Origin of the sequence: Arcticibacter sp. MXS-1, assembly GCF_041902385.1 — a bacterium.
GTDB lineage: Bacteria > Bacteroidota > Bacteroidia > Sphingobacteriales > Sphingobacteriaceae > Arcticibacter.
Genome location: NZ_CP169244.1, coordinates 4,328,132 through 4,347,813, shown reverse-complemented (window position 1 = coordinate 4,347,813; position 19,682 = coordinate 4,328,132). Strand labels below are relative to the sequence as shown.

Below are 19,682 nucleotides of genomic sequence, written 5' to 3'. Positions count from 1 at the left end.
GCGAGACATACATAAAAATCTTACTTTTGCCGGATGGTGGAAGAAGAAGAGTTTCGCGAAGCGGAAGAACAGGATCTGTACGAGCACCTACGGGTAGTAGTAGATAAAGGACAGTCTTTGCTAAGGATCGATAAGTTTCTGATGTACAAGATTGAAAACGCCTCACGCAACCGTATTCAAAGTGCCATAGATGCAGGCAGTGTACTTGTAAACGAAAAGACGGTAAAGGCGAGTTATAAGGTGAAGCCGATGGACGTTATTTCTGTGGTGCTTCCTCATCCTCCGCGCGATACTGAAGTTTATCCTGAGGATATTCCCCTCAACATTGTTTATGAGGACAATGACGTACTCGTTATCAATAAGCCAGCAGGGCTGGTTGTTCATCCGGGTTATAATAATTACAGTGGTACCCTTGTTAACGGGCTGGTATATCACTTCCAGCAGTTACCTCAACTGCCAGGGAATGATGGGCGGCCCGGGCTTGTCCACCGGATAGACAAAGATACCTCAGGCCTCTTGCTCATTAGTAAGAATGAGAAGTCGATGGCCTGGCTGGCCAGGCAGTTTTACGAGCATACAATTGCAAGAAAGTACCTTGCCCTGGTCTGGGGGGATCTGGAAGAGGACGGGACTGTAACCGGATATATAGGCAGAAGCTTAAGGGACAGGAGGATAATGGACGTTTATCAGGATGAAACTAAAGGAAAATGGTCAGTTACACACTACCGTGTGCTGGAGCGCTTCAATTATGTCACCCTGATCGAGTGTCAGCTCGAAACTGGCAGGACTCATCAGATCCGTGCGCATATGAAGCACATCGGTCATCCCTTATTTAATGACGGGACCTATGGAGGGGATAAGATTATCTCGGGAACCGTGTTTTCAAAGTATAAGCAGTTTGTAACCAACTGTTTCGAGATTATCCCTCGACAAGCACTTCATGCGAAGTCTTTAGGTTTTGTTCATCCTTCTTCCAGACAGTTTATTCATTTCGACAGTGAGCTTCCTGCTGATTTTAGTACAGTGCTGCAAAAATGGAGAAATTATACCTCAGCTGCGCAACCAGAATAGCTTTTTGGGGTTTTGTATTACGAGAACATATGATTTATGAATTTTATCAATTTTAATGGAGATATATTTCCCGCTACCCAGCCTGTTTTACAGATAAGTAATCGCAGCTTCAGGTACGGGGACGGGTTGTTTGAGTCGATGCGGATGATCAGGGGAGAGCTCAAATTCGCTGAGTTCCACGCCGAGCGTTTGAGAAATGGTATGCAGGCTCTCGGTCTTGAAGGGGTCTCTGCCATTACTGCCGACTTTCTTAAGCAGAAGGTAGTAGAGCTTGCGATCAGGAACGAGGAGGGTGAAAATGCACGAGTTCGTTTAACTGTTTTTCGTGATTCTGACGGACTTTATAGTCCTTCGGGTAACGGTTTCGGATATTCTGTTGAGATGAGCCCTACCACTGAGGCGCAGTACGTCAGTAATACCAAAGGGCTTATCGTGGATGTCTACGAGGAACTGACCAAGCCGGCCAACTTTCTTTCAAATTATAAAACGTGTAACTCCCTTATCTATGTCATGGCAGGGATCTACCGAAAGAAGCGTTCTCTTGATGAAGTATTCATATTGAATAATAACGGATTTTTATGTGAAACAATGAGCTCTAATGTCTTCGTTTTATTCAATAAGACACTTTACACTCCGTCACTTGGAGAAGGCTGTATTGCGGGTGTAATGCGGCGAGTAATAATGGAAATTGCTGGGGACAATGATGTTCCCGTTGTGGAGGCGCAGATCAACCCCAATATTCTGAACGAGGCGGAAGAAGTGTTTTTGACCAATACCAGCAGGGGGATACAATGGGTGATGGGATTTAACAGCAAGCGTTATTTTAACAAGCTCTCAAAGATGCTTCTCGATAAGCTGAATGAAAGCCTGTAAGATTAAAAGTTTTCATCATTGGGGTCGACAACCATTGCATTACCCAATTCGTACTGAATATAAGAAAAAACGGAAGCAAATAATAATACGAGTCCCATAGCCCAAGTTTTAATTTTAACTGCTTGTACGTCAAAAGTCGCTGTAAGGTTGCGCTTTTAAAATGATAAACCGACTCTATTTAAATGATTCGAGGCACAATATATGTTTGGACGTGTTTTTTTATAACTGATGTTTGTTGTAATTGGACCATTCAACCATAAATTGCATCAAGGTCGAAATCGCAGATATGATGGTATAACGGTTCTGGCTTATTGAGGTGGTCTTGACTCTAGAACTATCTTAAGAGTTCCCTTGTCGCAACGAGGGAGCTTGTGCGCGTCAAAGCTAACACCTTCTCCTGCTTTTACTGTTGTATTGTACGTGACATCTTTTGTAAGTTGTTGTGCTTGCCTTATTTTGTTAACTTACCTTCTTAATGACGGTGGCTGATGCGATATGAGAAACGTAGCTTCTGTTACTAAAGCCCGAATGAATGTTGAGAGTACTTCTTTGCTTAGTTTTTCTTGCTGTTTTCGCTAATTGCACTGCGCAGAACGTCCCCGTGACGGGAAAGGTCCTAACGACACAGGGGCGGCCAATATCGTTCGCATCAGTTTTTGTGAAAAATACCAGCTACAGCACCATGGCCAATGAGACTGGCAACTACAGGATGGTTCTTAGTCCTGGAAAATACACGCTCCTGTTTCGCTATGTAGGCTATAAGCAACAGGAGGTAGAGGTTGATGTAGAAGGTCCTACTATTAAAGACATTGCATTGGAGGAGGACGTGTATCGTCTGAAGGAAGTAAGGGTTTCGGCAGGCAAGGGCGACCCGGCGAATGCGACCATCAGAAATGTTATTTCGAGAAGAAAGTATCTTCGGTCAGTCCCTTCGTATGAATGTGAAGTATACACAAAGGGAGTTCAAAAGCTGCTTGGAGCGCCGAAGAGAATTCTTGGAGCGAGGGTTGCAAAAACCTTGAACCTTGATTCTAACCGCCAGGGGATCCTGTATCTGTCCGAAACCAGGTCAAAGCTGTTTTTCAGATATCCCGATAAGAAAGAGATAATGGAAGCTTCGAAGGTGGCCGGAGATAATCAAGGATTTAGTTTTAACCGGGCATTAGATCTCCAGGTTAACTTCTACGACAATACGCTTCACTGGGATGCCCTGGGAAACCAGACCTTTGTTTCGCCCGTAGCTTCCAATGCCTTTCATTATTACCGTTTTAAGCTCCTCGGCGTTTCGGGGGAAAACGGGAAGAGAATTCAAAAAATTCAGGTTATTCCCAAAAGTAAGTATGCCCCAACCTTTTCCGGTTATCTTTATGTACTGGAGGACGAATGGCGTCTCTACAGCGTCGACCTGAAACTTACAGAGCAGGCACGAATCAACTTTGTTGATACCCTGCATATTAGCCAGCACTTTGCCGAGCTTGATAAAGATCAGTGGGTGCCATCCGATATTACAATCCGGTTCAGGGGAAAGGTGCTCGGTTTTGATTTTGCCGGGTATTACACAGCTCTTTACAGTAATTATAAGACGAATCCGGCCTTTTCTTCGGACTTTTTCAACGATGAGATACTGAGGATCGACTCTGGTGTCAATAAGTATAACAGTCAGTGGTGGGCAATGATGAGGCCTGTTCCGCTTACTATTGAAGAAGAGAATAACTACCGGACTCAAGAGGCAGTAAGGCTGGAAGAAAACTCTAAGATTTACCTCAATTCAGTTCAAAAGGAGGCGAACCGGTTTAAACCATTGCGTTATATAGTGGCCGGGCAACGGTTCGAGAATCTGCAGGATAATAGCTTCTGGTATCTATATCCATTACATAACACAGTATTTTATAATACCGTTGAAGGTTGGGGCGTGAGGCTGAGGGCCAAATACGTGAAGAGATTCAGCTATAAGAGGGCTCTGGAAGCAGAGCCAAACATCAGGTACGGCTTCGCCAGTAAAATTCTCAATGCCAATGCATCCTTTACCTACCGGCTCGATTCATTACGGCACACAAGCTTCAGCGTTAGGGGAGGAAGTGATTTTCTTGATCTGAACAATCGCGGGACTATTAATCTCTTTTATAATACCCTCACGACTCTGTTTGAGGGAAAGAACTACCTTAAACTTTACCGGTCAAAGTATTTTTCCATGTCCGGCCAGCGTGAAATGGTAGACGGACTTATGTTTACAGCCGGTGCTGAAGTTTCAAGGCGTTTTCCTCTCCGTAATTCATCCTCTAATGCAATTTTTGACAAAGCAGGTAAAAACATAACATCAAATAACCCGCAGAGTCCGGGCTTTGAAGCTGAAGTCTTTCCAATTAACAACGCCTTTAGTTTAGAAACTAAGTTGTCTTACACCTTTGGGCAGAAGTACACAAAAAGACCAGACGGCAAAATATATGAACCCTCCCGTTATCCTACCATTCTGCTGAACTATCGAAAAGGGATTCCGGACGTTTTCAACTCAGTAGTCGATTATGACTTTATATCTGCCGATCTCTATCAGGATCGCATACGTACTGGGCTGTGGGGATATAGTGCATTCTATTTGTCAGCAGGACAATTTCTGTCAGCAAAGTCCCTCTTTTTTCCCGACTGGCGCCATTTTACAGGTAATCAGACTGCTGTTTATAACCCTCTTTTTCCTAATTTTCACTTCCTTGACTACTATGCCTTTGCTACGGATGACCGCTTCTGGGAAGCTCATTATGAGCATAATTTTTCGGGTCGCTTTATTCGTAAGATCCCCCTGTTAAGGCGGTTAAAACTTGAGGAAATTGTTGGAGGTGCTTGTCTTAAACAACCCGACAATAACTATAGGGAGCTTTATTTTGGCTTTCAGCGATTAATGTTTCGCTTTGATTATGGATATTCCTGGACCCCCGGCCGGCCGGTGAACCGTGCCTTTCGTCTTTTCTACGGATTCTGAAAAAAATGGCTGCGTCTTTCGACTTGTTACTCTGATTTTGTTTTTTTTTTACAGTTGTTTTTGCTGTTTTTGGAGTTTGTGTGGTCTTTTTTTTGACGAATTATCTTGTTTCTTGGTGATTTTGTTTTTATCATAGTTGTAATATTTAAATTTTTACTAGTTTTTATAGGTTTTTATTAACTAGTTTAGTTTTTGGTTGCTTTTTTTCGAGAATTATTTTGGTGTATGGTTGTTTTGTTGTGAATATTTTGATATTTTCATTTTTGAATCAAATTCCTTAACGAAATGAAGAAAGTTTTACCTTTTTTGTTGCTAATTATAGCAGTAGTGCTTGGATTGGCTTTCCCATCGGTGCAGCAAGCCGCTGTTCCTGAAAGCAAAATAGAAACAGGAGATACCGCCTGGTTATTGGTCTCTACAGCGCTCGTGCTTCTAATGACTCCTGGTCTGGCTTTTTTTACGGGGGCATGGTTCGTAAGAAAAACGTAATTTCCACGATGCTTCAAAGCTTCATTTGTATGGGGCTCATTACGGTATTATGGGTCGTTTTTGGTTTTAGCCTTGCATTTGGTGAAGATGTGGGAGGGGTGGGAATTATTGGAAATCCGGGGACATTCTTCATGATGAAGGGAATGGTTGGCAACGCATCATGGTCGCTCATGCCTACTGTTCCGTTAGTACTATTTGCGATGTTTCAGCTCAAGTTTGCCGTAATTACCCCGGCTCTAATCACCGGTGCGTTTGCAGAACGAATCCGCTTTAATTCGTACCTCTTATTTTTATGCCTCTTCATGATCGTGATATATGTGCCGTTGGCTCATGCTACTTGGCATCCTGATGGCATATTATTTAAAAAAGGTGTGCTTGACTTTGCAGGAGGTACTGTCGTGCACATGTCTGCAGGCTGGGCCGCCCTTGCATCCGCGATATTTCTGAAGGGCCGTCATACTCCGGAACACACCCCCGCAAGAATAAGCTATGTGATACTTGGAACAGGCTTGCTGTGGTTTGGCTGGTTCGGCTTCAATGCCGGGTCCGCGGGTGGAGCTAATGCTCTGGCAGCCACAGCCCTTGCCACCACCACTACCGCTTCAGCAGCGGCAGCAATGGCGTGGGTCTTTTTCGACATGGCTAGGGGCAAAAAGCCTTCAGCAGTAGGTGCATGTATAGGAGCCGTAGTAGGATTAGTTGCTGTAACCCCAGCCGCCGGTTTTGTCACAGTGCCCCACTCTCTTGTAATTGGAAGTGTCGCTGCAGTAGTGAGCAATCTCGTCGTGATATGGAGATCCCGGACAAATCTCGACGATACGCTCGATGTGTTTCCATGTCACGGCGTTGGAGGAATGGTGGGAATGTTGTTAACAGGCGTGTTCGCCAGCCAGACGGTCAACTCTGCTAACACTACCGGAAACGGCTTTTACTATGGAGAAAGTAAGCTTTTTGTTGTTCATCTCATTACTTTGATTGCCGTTTCTGTATTCGCTTTTCTCGGTTCTTATCTGCTTCTATTACTTACAAATTTCATCAGTCCTTTACGGGTATCCCCCCAGGAGGAGGCCTTGGGGCTTGATGCTTCTCAGCACGATGAAGAGCTGTGAGTACGCTCCTTGCTTCATTCCGAAGCGGGCTCTATAAAGATCTGTTTAATGGAGGGGAACTCGTTCTGAATCTCATGACGTACCCTCTGAACAGCAGCGGCAATATCATGGCCGCTGCTGTTTGCATTAAAGGTCACATCCATTAATAGAATGACCTCTTCCGGCGCGAGGTACATGGAAAGCGGACGTGATACTTTTACAATAAGTGAGTCTTGTTCCGCAATTTTTTTGACCTCATTCAGGATAGTGATATCTACGCTTTCTCCCATCAGCAGGCTTCGGCTTTCTCTTGCGAGCAAAACGGATATGGCCGTCAGGATAAACCCTATAATAATGGAGGCGATGCCATCAAGATAAGGATTGTTTAACTGATGCCCCAGAAATACTCCGAGGAATGCTACAATTAGGCCCAGCACGTCGGCTGCGTCCTCAAATAGTACAACAAAGGTTGATGGGTCTTTGCTTGTCTTGACTGCTCTCCAGAAAGGTGTAGCCCCTCTCTGGCGGTTAAACTCCCTTCGCGCGGTTATAAAGGATAGGCCATCAAAGAGAATCGCAATCCCCAGTACTATATAATTCCATATCGGGTTTTCGATCGCGACCGGGTGCTGCAGATGAGTAACGCCTTCGTAGAATGAAATTCCGCCTCCTACACCAAAGATCAGAATGGATACAATAAATGACCAGAAGTACAACTCTTTTCCATAACCAAACGGACGCTTCTCATCTGCGGGCTTTTTGCTTTGCCTGATGCCCCATAATAAGAGCACTTCGTTGCTGGTGTCTACAATAGAGTGTATTCCCTCTGAAACCATGGCTGAACTGCCGGTAAAAGCTGCGGCAATGAACTTCGTAACAGCAATGAGAAAGTTAGCGACAAGGGCGCTATAGATAGGTAGTTTGGAGGCAGGCATACTCAGATCTCTTGTTTTTTGTCCCTTTTGCCGGGCGTTTTTCCTTAACAACTTAACCTTGTCAATGTTTAACTCTTGTCACCTGTTTAATACACACTATAATTGCTTACTTAAAAAGTAATTATATACATTTGCCATTTTATGGACCCTAATTCTTTGAATAAGAACAAGCCTGTCGCTATGTGGCTATACATTGGTGCAGGCATGATCATCGTACAAGTATTGCTCGGAGGAATCACGCGCTTAACCGGCTCCGGACTATCGATCACCGAATGGCAGCCCATTCTGGGCACACTGCCTCCAATGAACGAAAAAGCGTGGCAGGAGGCATTCGAAAAATATCAGCAGATCGCTCAGTTTAAGTACATTAACAGCCACTTTACCCTTCAGGATTTCAAAAGTATTTATTTCTGGGAATGGTTTCACCGTGACTGGGCGCGCCTGATGGGCGTCGTGTTTCTGATACCTTTCATCTACTTCGTCGTTACGAGGAAGATCAATCAGAGTATGATTCACCCAATGATTATTTTATTCCTTCTCGGAGGGCTGCAGGGTATCATCGGTTGGGTAATGGTAAAGAGTGGAATTGGAACAGAGCTGGTATATGTCAGCCATATCCGCTTAGCCATCCATTTTATTGCAGCCCTGATCCTTCTCTGCTATGTTGTGTGGTTTGCGCTCCGCATTACCATTCCCCGCAGCAGTTTGAGCTATAATCCCGGAGCAAAAAGCCTCAATGTCTGGTTGCTTGTATTACTAACCATTCAGCTAATTTACGGAGCTTTTATGGCTGGCACTCATGCCGCTCTTGCTGCTCCTACATGGCCGTCCATCAACGGAATGTGGTGGCCTGGAAATTACATGCTTACGCAGGGCTCCTTCCTGTCTGATATTACTCATAATCTTGTAAGTATCCAGTTTATTCACCGCAACCTGGCGTACCTCATAACCATTCTACTCGTATGGTGGGTGATTAAGGTATCGAAGCTATCCGCTAACAGCGTCTTATTCCGTATGCGCTATGTTCCTGTAGTCCTTGTCGTCATTCAGGTGATCCTTGGAGTTTTGGCTCTTCTGCACAGCATGCTCGACACGAAGCTCATTTACAGTATTCTCCATCAGTTTGTTGGTATTCTATTGCTGCTTGCCCTCACCGTTACATATTTCTTTAACAGGGGAAAAGCAGGAACTGCGGCCGAAGCAGGGAAATAATTGCTGTTTCATATCGTGCGCATGAATAATTAAAACTTTTAACGGCATAAGGGTTTAACTCTATAGTAAAGCAGGAATTTAATTATGCCCAACCGTTTAAGTAAAGAAACGTCTCCCTATCTGTTGCAGCATGCCAACAATCCTGTGGAATGGTATCCATGGGGAAGTGAAGCCCTGACAAGGGCAAGGGAAGAGAATAAACTGATTCTCGTTAGTGTAGGTTACTCGGCTTGTCACTGGTGTCATGTAATGGAGCATGAGAGCTTTGAGGATGAGAGTGTTGCCGCGATCATGAACGAACACTTCGTTTGCATTAAAGTTGACCGGGAAGAACGACCTGACATTGACCAGGTCTATATGTTAGCCGTTCAGCTCATGACAGGACAGGGCGGCTGGCCCCTTAACTGCATTTGTCTGCCTGACCAGCGTCCAATATACGGGGGAACCTACTTCCGAAGGGATGACTGGAAGAACCTTCTCATGCAGCTCGCCCATTTCTGGCAAAATAAACCTCAGGAAGCTGAGGAGTACGCAAGTCGGCTTACTGAAGGTATACAACAAACAGAGAAACTGAACCTCTCAGAGGAGCGCGTTGACTACTCAAAAAGCGACCTGGAAGATATATTCCGACCGTGGAGCCGGACCTTTGACCTTCAGCAGGGAGGGTATAATCGCGCGCCGAAATTTCCTTTGCCCAACAACTGGTCATTTATGCTTCGCTACGCCTATTATCTTAATGCTGAGCAGGCGCGGGCAGCGACAGACGTGACACTGAAAAAGATGGCGTATGGAGGGATCTACGACCATATAGGAGGCGGTTTTGCGCGCTACTCTGTAGACGGAAGATGGCACGTTCCCCATTTTGAGAAGATGCTGTATGACAACGCGCAGCTCGTGAGCCTCTACACAGAAGCCTGGCAGAGCAGGAAAGAGAAATTATATGAGCGCGCGGTTTTTGAAACCCTTGAGTGGGTGAGGAGAGAAATGACCTCTCCGGAAGGAGGTTTTTATTCAGCCCTCGATGCTGACAGTGAAGGGGTGGAGGGTAAGTTCTATACCTTCACTCAGGAAGAGCTGAACCAGCTGCTGCCCGAAGAGGAGAGGATGGTATTTTGCGCCTTCTTCAATGTTACGGAAAGTGGCAACTGGCCGGAAGAGCGCACCAACGTCCTCATCAGGATCGATGATGATGCTCGCGTAGCCTTGCAGCTTGGGCTGACAGAGGAGCGCTTTTCTGAACTTCTGAGTTCTGCCAAAAGAAGAGTCTTTGAATACAGGGAGGCCAGGGTGCGGCCAGGATTGGATAACAAGATTTTGGCAGCATGGAATGGCATGATGCTCAAAGGTCTTGCAGATGCCTACCGTGCATTCGGCGAAAAGTCATTCCTGGATGCGGCGTTGAAGAATGCTGCTTTTATCAGAGAGAAGTTAATTGGCGAATCAGGAGCGATGTCGAGGGTCTATAAAAACGGGCAGTCTGCTTCCTTAATTGATACTGCGTTTCTGGACGATTATGCCTTTGTCGCGGAGGCTTTTATATCGCTTTACGAAGCTACTTTTAATGAGGACTGGCTGCTTGAAGCCAGAAAGCTGACGGATTATGTGCTGGATAACTTTTATGATGCCGGAACAGGAATGTTCTACTACACATCACGCAACGATCAGGAGCTGATTGCGCGAAAGCATGAAATTACCGACAATGTAATTCCATCGTCTAATTCCGTAATGGCTCACAACCTTTTCCGTCTCGGGCACTTTTTCGGGGATGAGCAATACCTCGCCCAGGCAGATGTGATGCTGGCTAACGTTTTCCCGCTGATCAAAACCTACGGCTCGGGTTACTCCAACTGGGCGATGCTGCTCATGTATAAGATTTTCGGACTATATGAAGTGGCCATTACAGGTCCTGAGGCACAACAAAAGCGGGCGGAGTTGGAAAAATTTTTCATTCCTGCTAAAATTATCTTGGGAGGTAGCGCAGGAAGTTTACCTTTGCTGGAAGATAAATGGGATAAGGTCACCAAAATCTTTGTTTGCAAAAACAGAACTTGCCGCTTACCCGTTACAGAAGTACCAGAAGCACTAAAACAAATAGATAATCAGTGAGGTATGTCGATGCCGCCGGCAGTCGGGGATAGGTCACTTTAAAGAACAATTATGAAAATTCAACCCAAAAGCGTGGTGGCGCTTACATACGATTTGTACACCACTAACAACGGCGAGGAAGTATTTGTAGAGAAAGCCACTGAAGAGCAACCTTTAGTGTTCCTCTACGGTGTAGGCATGATGCTCCCCAAATTTGAAGAAAATTTAAATGGTCTTTCAGCAGGAGAAAGCTATGATTTTCACCTGAATGCTGTGGATGCATACGGCGAGAAAGACGAGAATGCGTTCGCCGAGCTCTCTACCGAAATGTTTCAGGGCATGGACCTTCCGGAAGTAGGATCAGTGCTTCCGCTTCAGGATAATCATGGCAATCAGTTCAGAGCGCGTGTGACTAATGTTTCTGAGTCTGCAGTCAACGTTGACTTAAACCATCCTATGGCAGGACAAGATCTGCACTTTAAAGGACAGATCCTGAACGTACGCGAAGCAACCGAAGAAGAACTGGCGCATGGTCATGCTCATGGAGCTGACGGTCATTCAGGCCACTAATAAGAAAAATACAAAAAAAGGGGTCGTGCGCATGCCGTACGACCCCTTTTTTTCTGCAAGTTCAGGTCGGAGACGCTTTAGCCCGCCAATAGCGTTTTCAGCTTCTGAGCCTATCCTTTTTTCTGTCGTTGTTTTCATCATATTTTTCATAGTTTTATTTTAACCAAAAACCAGGAAGAAAATGAAGAAGCTTATTGTTGTTACAATCTTTTTTATTTGTTTTAACAGCCTCAGCGAACTAAAAGCCCAGACAGCAGTGCTTACTGACTCTGCTTCAACCTTCAGCATGAAGCAAAGCGATGTAAGGGGTTCTGATTTTGTTTATAAGGCAGACACTATTACCAGCAAAATACTTGTTCTTTCGACTCCAGACCAGTGTGTGCCGATTCTCAACCCTTACTTAAAAGGAAGCAAGAAGGCTGCAGAAGTTCGCACGCCCTCATCGTTCAATGCAAAACCTGATTTTAGATTTCAACCCCGTCCTTTATCAAAGAACGGTCTGCTTTGGCAGGAAACAACAAAGACCAGGTCTTCAGGCCAGACAAGGATAAATAGAAACGGAAGTTTTCGTTAATCAGAAAAGAGGCTTAAAAGCTGCTGGAAATCCCTGCCCCTGTACGTGGAGCGGGCTCCCGTAGAGCGCTCTTCCGGATCATACAGGAAGGAGTCGATCCTGAGCGCGGCTGCGGCTTCAATTTCAGATTCCGGATCGTCCCCGACTACAAGAACCTCCTCGGCTTGTAACCCATATTTCTCCAGAATATCAGCAAATATATCTTTCTTAGTCTTCTCGGTTGTGTCCGGGTCTATAATATAGATTTCCCTGAAGTCATTCCTGATGCCCAGCTTGTCTACCTTACTACTCTGGAGCTTTAGAAAACCTGTCGTAACCAGGAACTTTTCCGCCCTTATGCTTTTTATAGTCTGATAGTCGGGAAATGGCGCCATCGGCCCCTCATAAGTTGCATTGCGCAATAGTTCCAGTCCTTGTTGCGTGAGCTCATTACTAAAATGGTAGTCTTGCGCTACTTTTTGAAATGGCCGCCTCATAATGTCTTCCCTCGCTTGTTCAAAGTCCTCTTTGCTGATGTCACCTTTATGTTTATTCATTAGCTCAAACAGGGGAGCAAAAAGCTCTTCACCGATTGATCGTACTGGATAGATCGTATTGTCAAGGTCGAGTATTAAAGCTTGTTTCATAAATCGTTGTATGAGTGTGAGGTCCTGCGTCTTATAAGAAGATCTTTTTCGTGATTTCCTTATCAATAGTAATATACCCCGGATACTTAATCTTCTTGTTGCCTACACCTATGGTGGGCTTAATCCGGATTGTCAGCATGCTCTTTTTGTCGCTTTTTTCATTGGTCAAGGCGTCAAAAAAGTCGGTAATGTCTTTCTGCGCCCTGGTATCCGTAAAAAGCTTATAAAGGTTCGAGCTGAGCCTGATAGGCACAGTGGTAGAGCCGCCGTTAGGTTTCACCTCAATGGCCTGATCGATCAACCCTGCAGCCAGCTCATGGTCTTTAATCAGAACCTTGTACTCAAACTGATTAATCGCCGCAAGAGCGCTTGATGGATTTTTGATCAAAAGGTTGATTTTTCCTTCGAGAGGTACATCTTTGCGGAGCAGCGCCAGAGCAAGCCTGGGAGCTTTAGCAAGATCAAAGCTCTTGTCGCGCATCAGCTGCATAATATTTACATTTGCAATCGTCAGGCTATCAGCAGACTTCACTTCGTACCGACATTTTTCGAACGCTCTTGCTCTGTCTATTTGTTTGTTGATCCCGCATGCCGAGAGCAGGGAGATAAGCAAAAGTGGTAAAAGGAACTTCTTCATAAAACTATTAACGAATTTTAGAACATACAGTTATCAAGCGGGTCACAATTCTCCCGTTTTTACGTTTCCAGGCAGGCCAGGTATTGGTCCTGCCCGTCATCATACAGCAGTCGAAAGTGATACCCTTCCCGTGCTGCTATTTTTGACATGGTGTTTGCATCGATGTAAAGCCAATTAAACCAGGGCCCTCGTACATCTTTGTATTCGTACTGATAAGAAACTTCGCCAAGGTATTTTTGTTCGGGCCGTTCTTCATTCTCGTAGAGATAAGATATATCGGATGAGTCGAACAAAATCTTTGCACCGGGTGAAAGCAACCGCCTGAAATGCTGCAGCAACAGCGTGAGCCGCTTCACATCTCCGCATAAACCAATTCCGTTCATTAGCAAGAGAAGAGTGTCAAACCTGCTCCCGCTCAAGGTGAAGATGTCGGTATTCATAATTTTCTTTATTCCCCGATGTTTCATGATTCCGCAGGCGTCTTTGCAAATTTCCAGTGCAGTTACGTCAAGGTCTTCCTCCTGCAGGAGAAGTGCATGGCTTCCAACTCCCGAGCCTATATCAAGCACTTTCCCCTGGCACTGTTCCAGCGCCAGGAGCTCAAGCTCGGGCATTTCTTCCTCGCTGCGAAAGAAGACGTCTACGGGCATTTCCTCCGGTTCCCCATATGTGTTATGGAGCCAAAGGGTTTCAGGCGCGTGCCGGTAATAATAGTCGCTCAGAGCTTGTCCAAAAATGTCCACGCAGCAAATCTACATGAAATAATAAAAAAGAATTCCAACCTTCCAGCAGTTCCTTTTGTTTCAATCAACAAACATCACCTATAGAAATGAAAAAATTAGAAGGTAAAGTAGCATTTATTACAGGCGCAGATTCAGGAATAGGGAAGGCCACCGCGATAGAATTTGCCAGGGAAGGGGCTAACATCATCGTTTGCTATCGCTCTGATGAGAAAGGAGCCAGGGAGACTCAGGCAAAGGTTGATGAACTGGGCCAGAAAGGCATTGTTGTTCAGATAGACGTGAGCGACGAGCGTCAGGTGGAGGAAGCATTTGATGAGGTTCTCAAAGCTTTTGGCTCAATTGACATCCTGGTGAACAATGCCGGCGTCAACGGTTCCGGAATACCTGTTGCGGATATGGACACTTCCGTTTTCGACAAAACCATCAGAACTAACCTGTACGGCACCTTCTTCTGTGCGCGTCGATTTATACAGCACAGGCAGGAAAAAGGGGGAAAGGGCAAGATCATCAATGTCAGCTCCGTACATGAGGAGATTGTGCAGAGAGGAAATGCCGACTATAATGCATCAAAAGCGGGTATCAGAAATTTAATGAGGACGCTCTCTCTTGAGCTCGCCGAACAAGGGATCAACGTGAACAATATTGCGCCCGGTATGATTCTCACACCGATGAATCAGGAAGCGATGGATAATAAGGAACTCCGTGATCAGCAAACGCAAAACATTCCAATGAAGCGGGCAGGCGAACCCGAGGAAATTGGAAGGCTGGCCGTCTTTCTAGCTTCTTCAGACAGTGATTACGTCACTGGATCCACGTATTTCATGGATGGGGGACTATCTCTTAATATCGGGCAGGGCGCGTAGCTTCCCGATTGAATCGGTCAGTATCGGGAAGGCCAGATCTCGTCATTTTTGTACGTCACTGCCTTCCCGTTATCCGACGCCTTCGCTTGTTAAAGTCTGCAATCCACCCGCAGCAGCTTGTCTTTATAAGCCGCATCAGCCTTGATAATTTGCCTGCCTGTTGCCGGATCAACCGCAAACTCTTTCTGCAGTAAAGTATCTCCGTTTAGTTTGAATTGCAGGGGAAGACTGTCATGACTGCCTTCCTGTATAAAACTCCATACTCCCGTAATGATGTTGCCCTTCCGGGTCCCCTTAATTGTTCCGCGCCGGGCATCTTTCTCCGCCGGCACCCAGTTCATTTTGCCTTCCACCGTATCTCCCCTGAGGAGGAGTGTGACCTGGGTCGAGTCAATGCTCTGTTGTCCTTCCACTTTCAGAAAGCAAAACTGCTGTGATGATGAGTTGCCGTCTGTCGCCGCGTCTGCAGAGGTATTTTCGCTCGAACGATGACCCTTTTTCTGGTTGCAAGCACCAGCCAGCAGTACAAGGGCAATCGCAGCCGGAATAGTGATATGTCTGATCATAGTCTTTTTGCATTCTAAAAGTAAGATTGGAGCGATTTTGTTCGGAGCTTATCCGGCTAAAACCAAATGAGCAAGCAGGTTCTAAGGTAAATAGATTTAGCTACTCCTGGCGCGCGGCTCGACTTACTCTAAAGCAGATTGATCACCCAGCCAAGCGGAGCTTGCAGGGCTGGTCCCTATCGCAATGCAATGCGGTATTTGCAATGCCTGGCCGTCTTCTCCTTAAAATTATTGTAAAAAATGCCCGAAAAACGTCTAAAAATTATAAATTTGGCGCTTCATTAAAACAAACTAAACAATGAAGTATAATTTCGGCGCAGGTCCCTGTATTTTACCTCAGGAAGTATTTAAACAAGCCTCAGAAGCGGTAGTAAATTTTAACGGAACAGGTTTGTCTATTTTGGAAATCTCGCACAGGGCGCCGGAGTTTGAATCGGTAATGGACGAAACAGTCGCCTTAATGAAAGAGATCCTCGGAGTGCCTGCTGGTTACTCAGTGCTTTTTCTCCAGGGCGGTGCCAGTCTTCAGTTCTCAATGGTGCCGGCCAATCTTCTGGGCGAAGGACAAACAGCTGCCTACCTTGACACGGGTGCTTGGGCGAGCAAAGCGATGAAAGAAGCCAGGTTATACGGCAACGTGGAGGTAGTTGCTTCATCAAAAGAATCGAACTATACGTTTATTCCTAAGCAGTATGATATCCCTTCTGACGCAGCCTATTTTCACTGTACCTCAAATAATACCATCTTCGGTACTGAGATATTTGAGTTCCCTAAGTCGCCAGTTCCCATGGTGTGCGACATGTCCTCCGATATCTGCAGCAGAAAGATCAATGTTGAAGATTTTGGGCTTATCTATGCAGGTGCGCAGAAGAACATTGGCCCTGCCGGAGTAGTGGTGGTGATTGTAAAGGACGAACTGTTAGGCAAGTCAGGACGTAAGCTTCCTTCGATGCTCGACTATAAGATCCATGTAGATAACAAGTCACTTTATAATACGCCCCCGGTATTTTCAATTTATACCTCCATGCTCAATCTCAGATGGCTAAAGGCGAAGGGAGGAGTTGAGCAGATTGAGAAGGAAAATATTGCGAAAGCGCAGGCGCTTTACGACGAAATAGACGCTAATCCGCTATTTAAGGGGACATGCGAGAAAGAAGACCGTTCGAGAATGAATGTGTGCTTCGTTACCGTCAACCCTGAGCATGAGAAGCCCTTCCTCAAATTGGCTGAAGAAAGAGGGATGGTTGGCATAAAAGGGCACAGAAGTGTAGGCGGCTTCAGGGCTTCCATCTATAATGCCCTTCCCATTACAGGCGTATATGCGCTTATCGACGTAATGCGCGAATTTGCCCAGAAGAATGGTTAATCAACAGCCGTTGTCAGTGGTGTCATAATCGTTTCTTTCCTAATTATCTATTAATATAAAATAGAATGATCAGAATACTAGCAAATGATGGTATTGACCCGGTAGGCAAGCACATGCTTGAGCAAGCCGGATTTACCGTCGACACAGAAAATATTCCTCAGGAGCAGCTTCCTGAGGCCTTAAAAAGCTACGATGCTATTACTGTCCGTAGTGCCACTAAAGTAAGGAAAGAGCTTATCGATGCTTGCCCTAATCTTCGCCTTATTGGCCGGGGAGGAGTAGGGATGGATAACATCGATGTGGAGTATGCTAAAAGCAAGGGGCTGGCTGTTGTCAATACACCTGCAGCTTCCTCTCCTTCCGTTGCAGAACTCGTTTTTGCTCACCTGTTCACCGGTATCCGTTTCCTGCATGATTCGAACCGGAAGATGCCGGTTGACGGAGGTGCAAAATTCAATGCTCTGAAGAAGGCATATGCGGCAGGAATTGAACTAAAAGGCAAAAAGATTGGTATTATCGGCTTCGGCAGGATAGGAAGGGAGACCGCGAAGATAGCGCTGGGGCTTGGAATGGAAGTCCTTGCCTATGATCTTTATGACGTCCCCGCGCAGCTCGAACTCGCACTTGCGGGAGGTGTAACAGTAAACGTGCCGGTCAAAAAAGTCGAGTTCAACGAGCTCATCACTGAGGCTGATTTTATAAGTCTTCATATCCCTTTCCTTGATAAGCCTATTCTCGGGGCAGAGGAGTTCAGACGTATGAAGACGGGTATCGGTATTGTGAACTGCTCCAGAGGGGGAACTATTGATGAGGATGCCCTCATTGCGGCCCTTGATTCAGGAGTGGTGGCTTTTGCTGGACTGGACGTATTTGAGAATGAGCCGACACCGCGCGAAGATCTGCTCAAGCATCCCAAGATCTCGCTTACACCTCATATTGGGGCTGCCACCAACGAAGCTCAGGAGAGGATTGGAGTTGAGCTGGCCAGTCTCATTATCGATCACTTTAAGGAATCTGAAAAATAAAAGCCCTCTGGGGCGAAATAAAAGAGGTTGTGCAAAACAGTTGTACAGCCTCTTTTTGTTTATAAACAGCCGTAAGGCCATTAATTGTAATAATATGCCACTACAAACAAAGAAAACCAGGATTGTTGTAATAGGTGTTGGTGCGGTTGGTTCAACAACCGCCTACACCCTGCTCTTGCGTGAGAGAATGGATGAGCTCGTACTGATAGACGCGAACCAGGAAAAAGCGGTAGGCGATGCGCTCGACATGAATCACGGCTTACCCTTTCTGGGACAGTCCAAGGTTTGGGCGGGAACATACGAAGACTGCAAGGGCGCAGATATCATCATCATCACTGCAGGAGCAGCTCAGCGCCCGGGAGAGTCAAGGATCGACCTCCTTAAAAGGAACGTTGCCATCTACGAAAGCATCACGACAGAAGTATTGAAATACAATGATGATGGCATCCTCCTTATTGCCTCGAATCCGGTAGACGTAATGGCCTATTTTACCTGGAAGAAGTCAGGCTGGCCTGTCAATCGCATAATCGGTTCAGGTACGCTCCTCGATAGTGCCCGGTTCCGTTACCTGATCGGTGAAGAATTAAATATCGACTCACGCAGCGTTCACGCCCATATTATTGGGGAGCACGGCGACTCCGAACTACCTCTGTGGAGCCTTGCTAATATAGCGGGAACGGAAATTGCCCTCAGCGACGAGGTAAAGGAGCAGATCTTTACTAACACAAAAGATGCGGCATATCAGATCATCAGTGCTAAGGGAGCCACCTACTATGCAATCGCTCTGGCTCTCGACAGGATCTGTACCGCCATTCTGCACAACGAAGCAGCCGTTCTCAACCTTTCGACCCTACTGCAGGACTACCACGGAGTGTCCGACGTCTATCTTGGAGTACCGTGCATCGTAGACAGGGAAGGCATTCGTGAAGTATTGAAGCTTAACATGACACCGTCGGAGGAAGAAATGTTCAGAAGCTCGGCCTCTAAGCTAAAAGAGATCATTCAGTCAATCTCTCTGTAAAGCCAGCGAACGCGGTTATTTTTCTCAGAGATATTGTAAGGGAGGCGGCCAACATTAATCAGCCGACTGCCCTTACTAAATTTACAATCTCTTTACTTATCCTTCCTTGAAAAACTTCGCTTGTATTTACTTTTGCAAGAAACAAACAATATGAATTCGTATCAGCAGCTGTTTGAGAACAATAAAAAGTGGGTAGCTCAGAAGAAAGCAGGACATGCTAATTTTTTTGAGGAGCTGGCCAAAGAGCAAAAGCCGGAGTTCCTTTATATCGGCTGCTCGGATAGTCGGGTTCCTGCTAATGAAATAATGGGTCTGGAGCCTGGTGATGTATTTGTTCACCGCAATATTGCTAACGTCGTCAACAGCATCGATCTCAATTGCATGTCTGTTATAAACTATGCGGTGGTGCACTTGAAGGTGAAGTACATAATTGTCTGCGGGCATTACAATTGCGGAGGCGTCAAGGCTGCTATGGAACCACGGGACCTCGGCATCCTTAATCCCTGGCTGCGCAATATCCGCGACGTATATCGTCATCATCAGGATGAGCTTGACCGGATACAGGATGACAGCCGGCGGTACAACAGGCTCGTTGAGCTAAACGTCGTTGAGCAGTGCATCAACGTGATTAAGACGGCGGAAGTGCAGCAATGCTATAAAGCTAATGGTTTTCCAAGAGTGGCAGGCTGGGTATTTGATCTTCATAACGGTGAATTGATCGATCTGAATATCGACTTCGAGGGCCACCTCGAAAAAGTAAAAAAGATTTACAATCTCGACGTATAGCTAGCCTGCCCATGCTTTAGCTTTTTGCCAGTAATGTAATCTTATAGTCTGTTTATCGGAACGATGTAAACATTCCTGTTACCTGACTGTATTTATTTTTAAAGATTCACCTTCCGATTTCCTCTAAACAATATCAGTCGGACTCGTCAGAATCAAGGAAATCTATAAAAATAATTAC

The 19,682-nt window shown here is 45.7% G+C and carries 16 protein-coding genes and 1 pseudogene; 12 read left to right on the top strand and 5 right to left on the bottom strand.

Translation table 11 applies throughout. The features are described from left to right. The first annotated feature begins 33 nt into the window (after positions 1–33). The 4 genes and pseudogenes from ACES2C_RS18820 to ACES2C_RS18805 all read left to right on the top strand — a co-directional run bounded on the left by ACES2C_RS18820 (position 34) and on the right by ACES2C_RS18805 (position 6,516). Positions 34–1,071, top strand: a complete 1,038-nt coding sequence (locus ACES2C_RS18820) for an RluA family pseudouridine synthase (protein ID WP_374164598.1) — start codon at positions 34–36, stop codon at positions 1,069–1,071. 36 nt (positions 1,072–1,107) lie between these two features. Next, the gene (locus ACES2C_RS18815) at positions 1,108–1,944 is read left to right on the top strand and encodes an aminotransferase class IV (protein WP_374164597.1); all 837 of its coding nucleotides are present in this window, start codon (positions 1,108–1,110) and stop codon (positions 1,942–1,944) included. Between the two features lie 532 nt (positions 1,945–2,476). Then, the gene (locus tag ACES2C_RS18810; protein ID WP_374164596.1) at positions 2,477–4,918 is read left to right on the top strand and encodes a DUF5686 and carboxypeptidase regulatory-like domain-containing protein; all 2,442 of its coding nucleotides are present in this window, start codon (positions 2,477–2,479) and stop codon (positions 4,916–4,918) included. 285 nt (positions 4,919–5,203) lie between these two features. Further along, a pseudogene (locus tag ACES2C_RS18805) lies at positions 5,204–6,516 on the top strand (ammonium transporter). A 14-nt stretch (positions 6,517–6,530) separates the two neighbouring features. Here ACES2C_RS18805 and ACES2C_RS18800 read toward each other — a convergent pair. Further along, positions 6,531–7,430: a cation diffusion facilitator family transporter gene (locus ACES2C_RS18800; RefSeq protein ID WP_374164595.1), complete on the bottom strand. Its 900-nt coding sequence runs from the start codon at positions 7,428–7,430 to the stop codon at positions 6,531–6,533. Between the two features lie 141 nt (positions 7,431–7,571). On the opposite strand from ACES2C_RS18800, the gene ACES2C_RS18795 reads away from it, so the two are divergent. The 3 genes from ACES2C_RS18795 (at position 7,572) to ACES2C_RS18785 (ending at position 11,297) form a co-directional block, all read left to right on the top strand. After that, positions 7,572–8,642 (top strand): COX15/CtaA family protein, encoded by a 1,071-nt coding sequence (locus ACES2C_RS18795; protein ID WP_374164594.1) that lies wholly within the window; start codon positions 7,572–7,574, stop codon positions 8,640–8,642. 84 nt (positions 8,643–8,726) lie between these two features. Further along, complete coding sequence (locus ACES2C_RS18790) at positions 8,727–10,748, top strand: thioredoxin domain-containing protein (RefSeq protein WP_374164593.1); 2,022 nt, start codon at positions 8,727–8,729, stop codon at positions 10,746–10,748. 51 nt (positions 10,749–10,799) lie between these two features. Then, positions 10,800–11,297, top strand: a complete 498-nt coding sequence (locus tag ACES2C_RS18785; protein ID WP_374164592.1) for a peptidylprolyl isomerase — start codon at positions 10,800–10,802, stop codon at positions 11,295–11,297. 570 nt (positions 11,298–11,867) lie between these two features. On the opposite strand, the gene ACES2C_RS18780 is transcribed toward ACES2C_RS18785, so the two are convergent. From ACES2C_RS18780 to ACES2C_RS18770, 3 genes are read right to left on the bottom strand one after another with little or no spacing between them, the layout of a single operon-like run. Next, on the bottom strand, positions 11,868–12,497 hold the full coding sequence (locus ACES2C_RS18780) for an HAD family hydrolase (protein ID WP_374164591.1): 630 nt from the start codon (positions 12,495–12,497) through the stop codon (positions 11,868–11,870). 31 nt (positions 12,498–12,528) lie between these two features. Further along, positions 12,529–13,134, bottom strand: coding sequence for a hypothetical protein (locus ACES2C_RS18775; protein WP_374164590.1), 606 nt, complete (start codon positions 13,132–13,134; stop codon positions 12,529–12,531). 59 nt (positions 13,135–13,193) lie between these two features. Beyond that, complete coding sequence (locus ACES2C_RS18770; RefSeq protein WP_374164589.1) at positions 13,194–13,877, bottom strand: class I SAM-dependent methyltransferase; 684 nt, start codon at positions 13,875–13,877, stop codon at positions 13,194–13,196. 86 nt (positions 13,878–13,963) lie between these two features. On the opposite strand from ACES2C_RS18770, the gene ACES2C_RS18765 reads away from it, so the two are divergent. Further along, positions 13,964–14,740, top strand: coding sequence for an SDR family NAD(P)-dependent oxidoreductase (locus ACES2C_RS18765; protein WP_374164588.1), 777 nt, complete (start codon positions 13,964–13,966; stop codon positions 14,738–14,740). An 89-nt stretch (positions 14,741–14,829) separates the two neighbouring features. Here the strand turns inward: ACES2C_RS18765 and ACES2C_RS18760 are convergent, their stop codons facing one another. After that, positions 14,830–15,306, bottom strand: a complete 477-nt coding sequence (locus tag ACES2C_RS18760; RefSeq protein ID WP_374164587.1) for a hypothetical protein — start codon at positions 15,304–15,306, stop codon at positions 14,830–14,832. Between the two features lie 298 nt (positions 15,307–15,604). Here ACES2C_RS18760 and serC point away from each other — a divergent pair, with 298 nt between their 5' ends. From serC to ACES2C_RS18740, 4 genes are all read left to right on the top strand, one after another. Then, a complete protein-coding gene (gene serC / locus ACES2C_RS18755) occupies positions 15,605–16,672 on the top strand; it encodes a 3-phosphoserine/phosphohydroxythreonine transaminase (protein WP_374164586.1) in 1,068 nt (355 codons plus the stop codon). 65 nt (positions 16,673–16,737) lie between these two features. Then, the gene (locus ACES2C_RS18750; protein ID WP_374164585.1) at positions 16,738–17,697 is read left to right on the top strand and encodes a D-2-hydroxyacid dehydrogenase; all 960 of its coding nucleotides are present in this window, start codon (positions 16,738–16,740) and stop codon (positions 17,695–17,697) included. A 94-nt stretch (positions 17,698–17,791) separates the two neighbouring features. Continuing rightward, the gene (locus ACES2C_RS18745; protein ID WP_374164584.1) at positions 17,792–18,718 is read left to right on the top strand and encodes an L-lactate dehydrogenase; all 927 of its coding nucleotides are present in this window, start codon (positions 17,792–17,794) and stop codon (positions 18,716–18,718) included. Positions 18,719–18,868: 150 nt separating this feature from the next. Continuing rightward, on the top strand, positions 18,869–19,504 hold the full coding sequence (locus ACES2C_RS18740; protein WP_374164583.1) for a carbonic anhydrase: 636 nt from the start codon (positions 18,869–18,871) through the stop codon (positions 19,502–19,504). The last annotated feature ends 178 nt before the right edge of the window (positions 19,505–19,682 follow it).

Coding starts and splice junctions, on each gene's coding strand:
- ACES2C_RS18820 (WP_374164598.1), top strand. CDS start 34: ATGGTGGAAGAAGAAGAGTTTCGCGAAGCGGAAGAACAGGATCTGTAC.
- ACES2C_RS18815 (WP_374164597.1), top strand. CDS start 1,108: ATGAATTTTATCAATTTTAATGGAGATATATTTCCCGCTACCCAGCCT.
- ACES2C_RS18810 (WP_374164596.1), top strand. CDS start 2,477: ATGTTGAGAGTACTTCTTTGCTTAGTTTTTCTTGCTGTTTTCGCTAAT.
- ACES2C_RS18800 (WP_374164595.1), bottom strand. CDS start 7,430: ATGCCTGCCTCCAAACTACCTATCTATAGCGCCCTTGTCGCTAACTTT.
- ACES2C_RS18795 (WP_374164594.1), top strand. CDS start 7,572: ATGGACCCTAATTCTTTGAATAAGAACAAGCCTGTCGCTATGTGGCTA.
- ACES2C_RS18790 (WP_374164593.1), top strand. CDS start 8,727: ATGCCCAACCGTTTAAGTAAAGAAACGTCTCCCTATCTGTTGCAGCAT.
- ACES2C_RS18785 (WP_374164592.1), top strand. CDS start 10,800: ATGAAAATTCAACCCAAAAGCGTGGTGGCGCTTACATACGATTTGTAC.
- ACES2C_RS18780 (WP_374164591.1), bottom strand. CDS start 12,497: ATGAAACAAGCTTTAATACTCGACCTTGACAATACGATCTATCCAGTA.
- ACES2C_RS18775 (WP_374164590.1), bottom strand. CDS start 13,134: ATGAAGAAGTTCCTTTTACCACTTTTGCTTATCTCCCTGCTCTCGGCA.
- ACES2C_RS18765 (WP_374164588.1), top strand. CDS start 13,964: ATGAAAAAATTAGAAGGTAAAGTAGCATTTATTACAGGCGCAGATTCA.
- ACES2C_RS18760 (WP_374164587.1), bottom strand. CDS start 15,306: ATGATCAGACATATCACTATTCCGGCTGCGATTGCCCTTGTACTGCTG.
- serC (WP_374164586.1), top strand. CDS start 15,605: ATGAAGTATAATTTCGGCGCAGGTCCCTGTATTTTACCTCAGGAAGTA.
- ACES2C_RS18750 (WP_374164585.1), top strand. CDS start 16,738: ATGATCAGAATACTAGCAAATGATGGTATTGACCCGGTAGGCAAGCAC.
- ACES2C_RS18745 (WP_374164584.1), top strand. CDS start 17,792: ATGCCACTACAAACAAAGAAAACCAGGATTGTTGTAATAGGTGTTGGT.
- ACES2C_RS18740 (WP_374164583.1), top strand. CDS start 18,869: ATGAATTCGTATCAGCAGCTGTTTGAGAACAATAAAAAGTGGGTAGCT.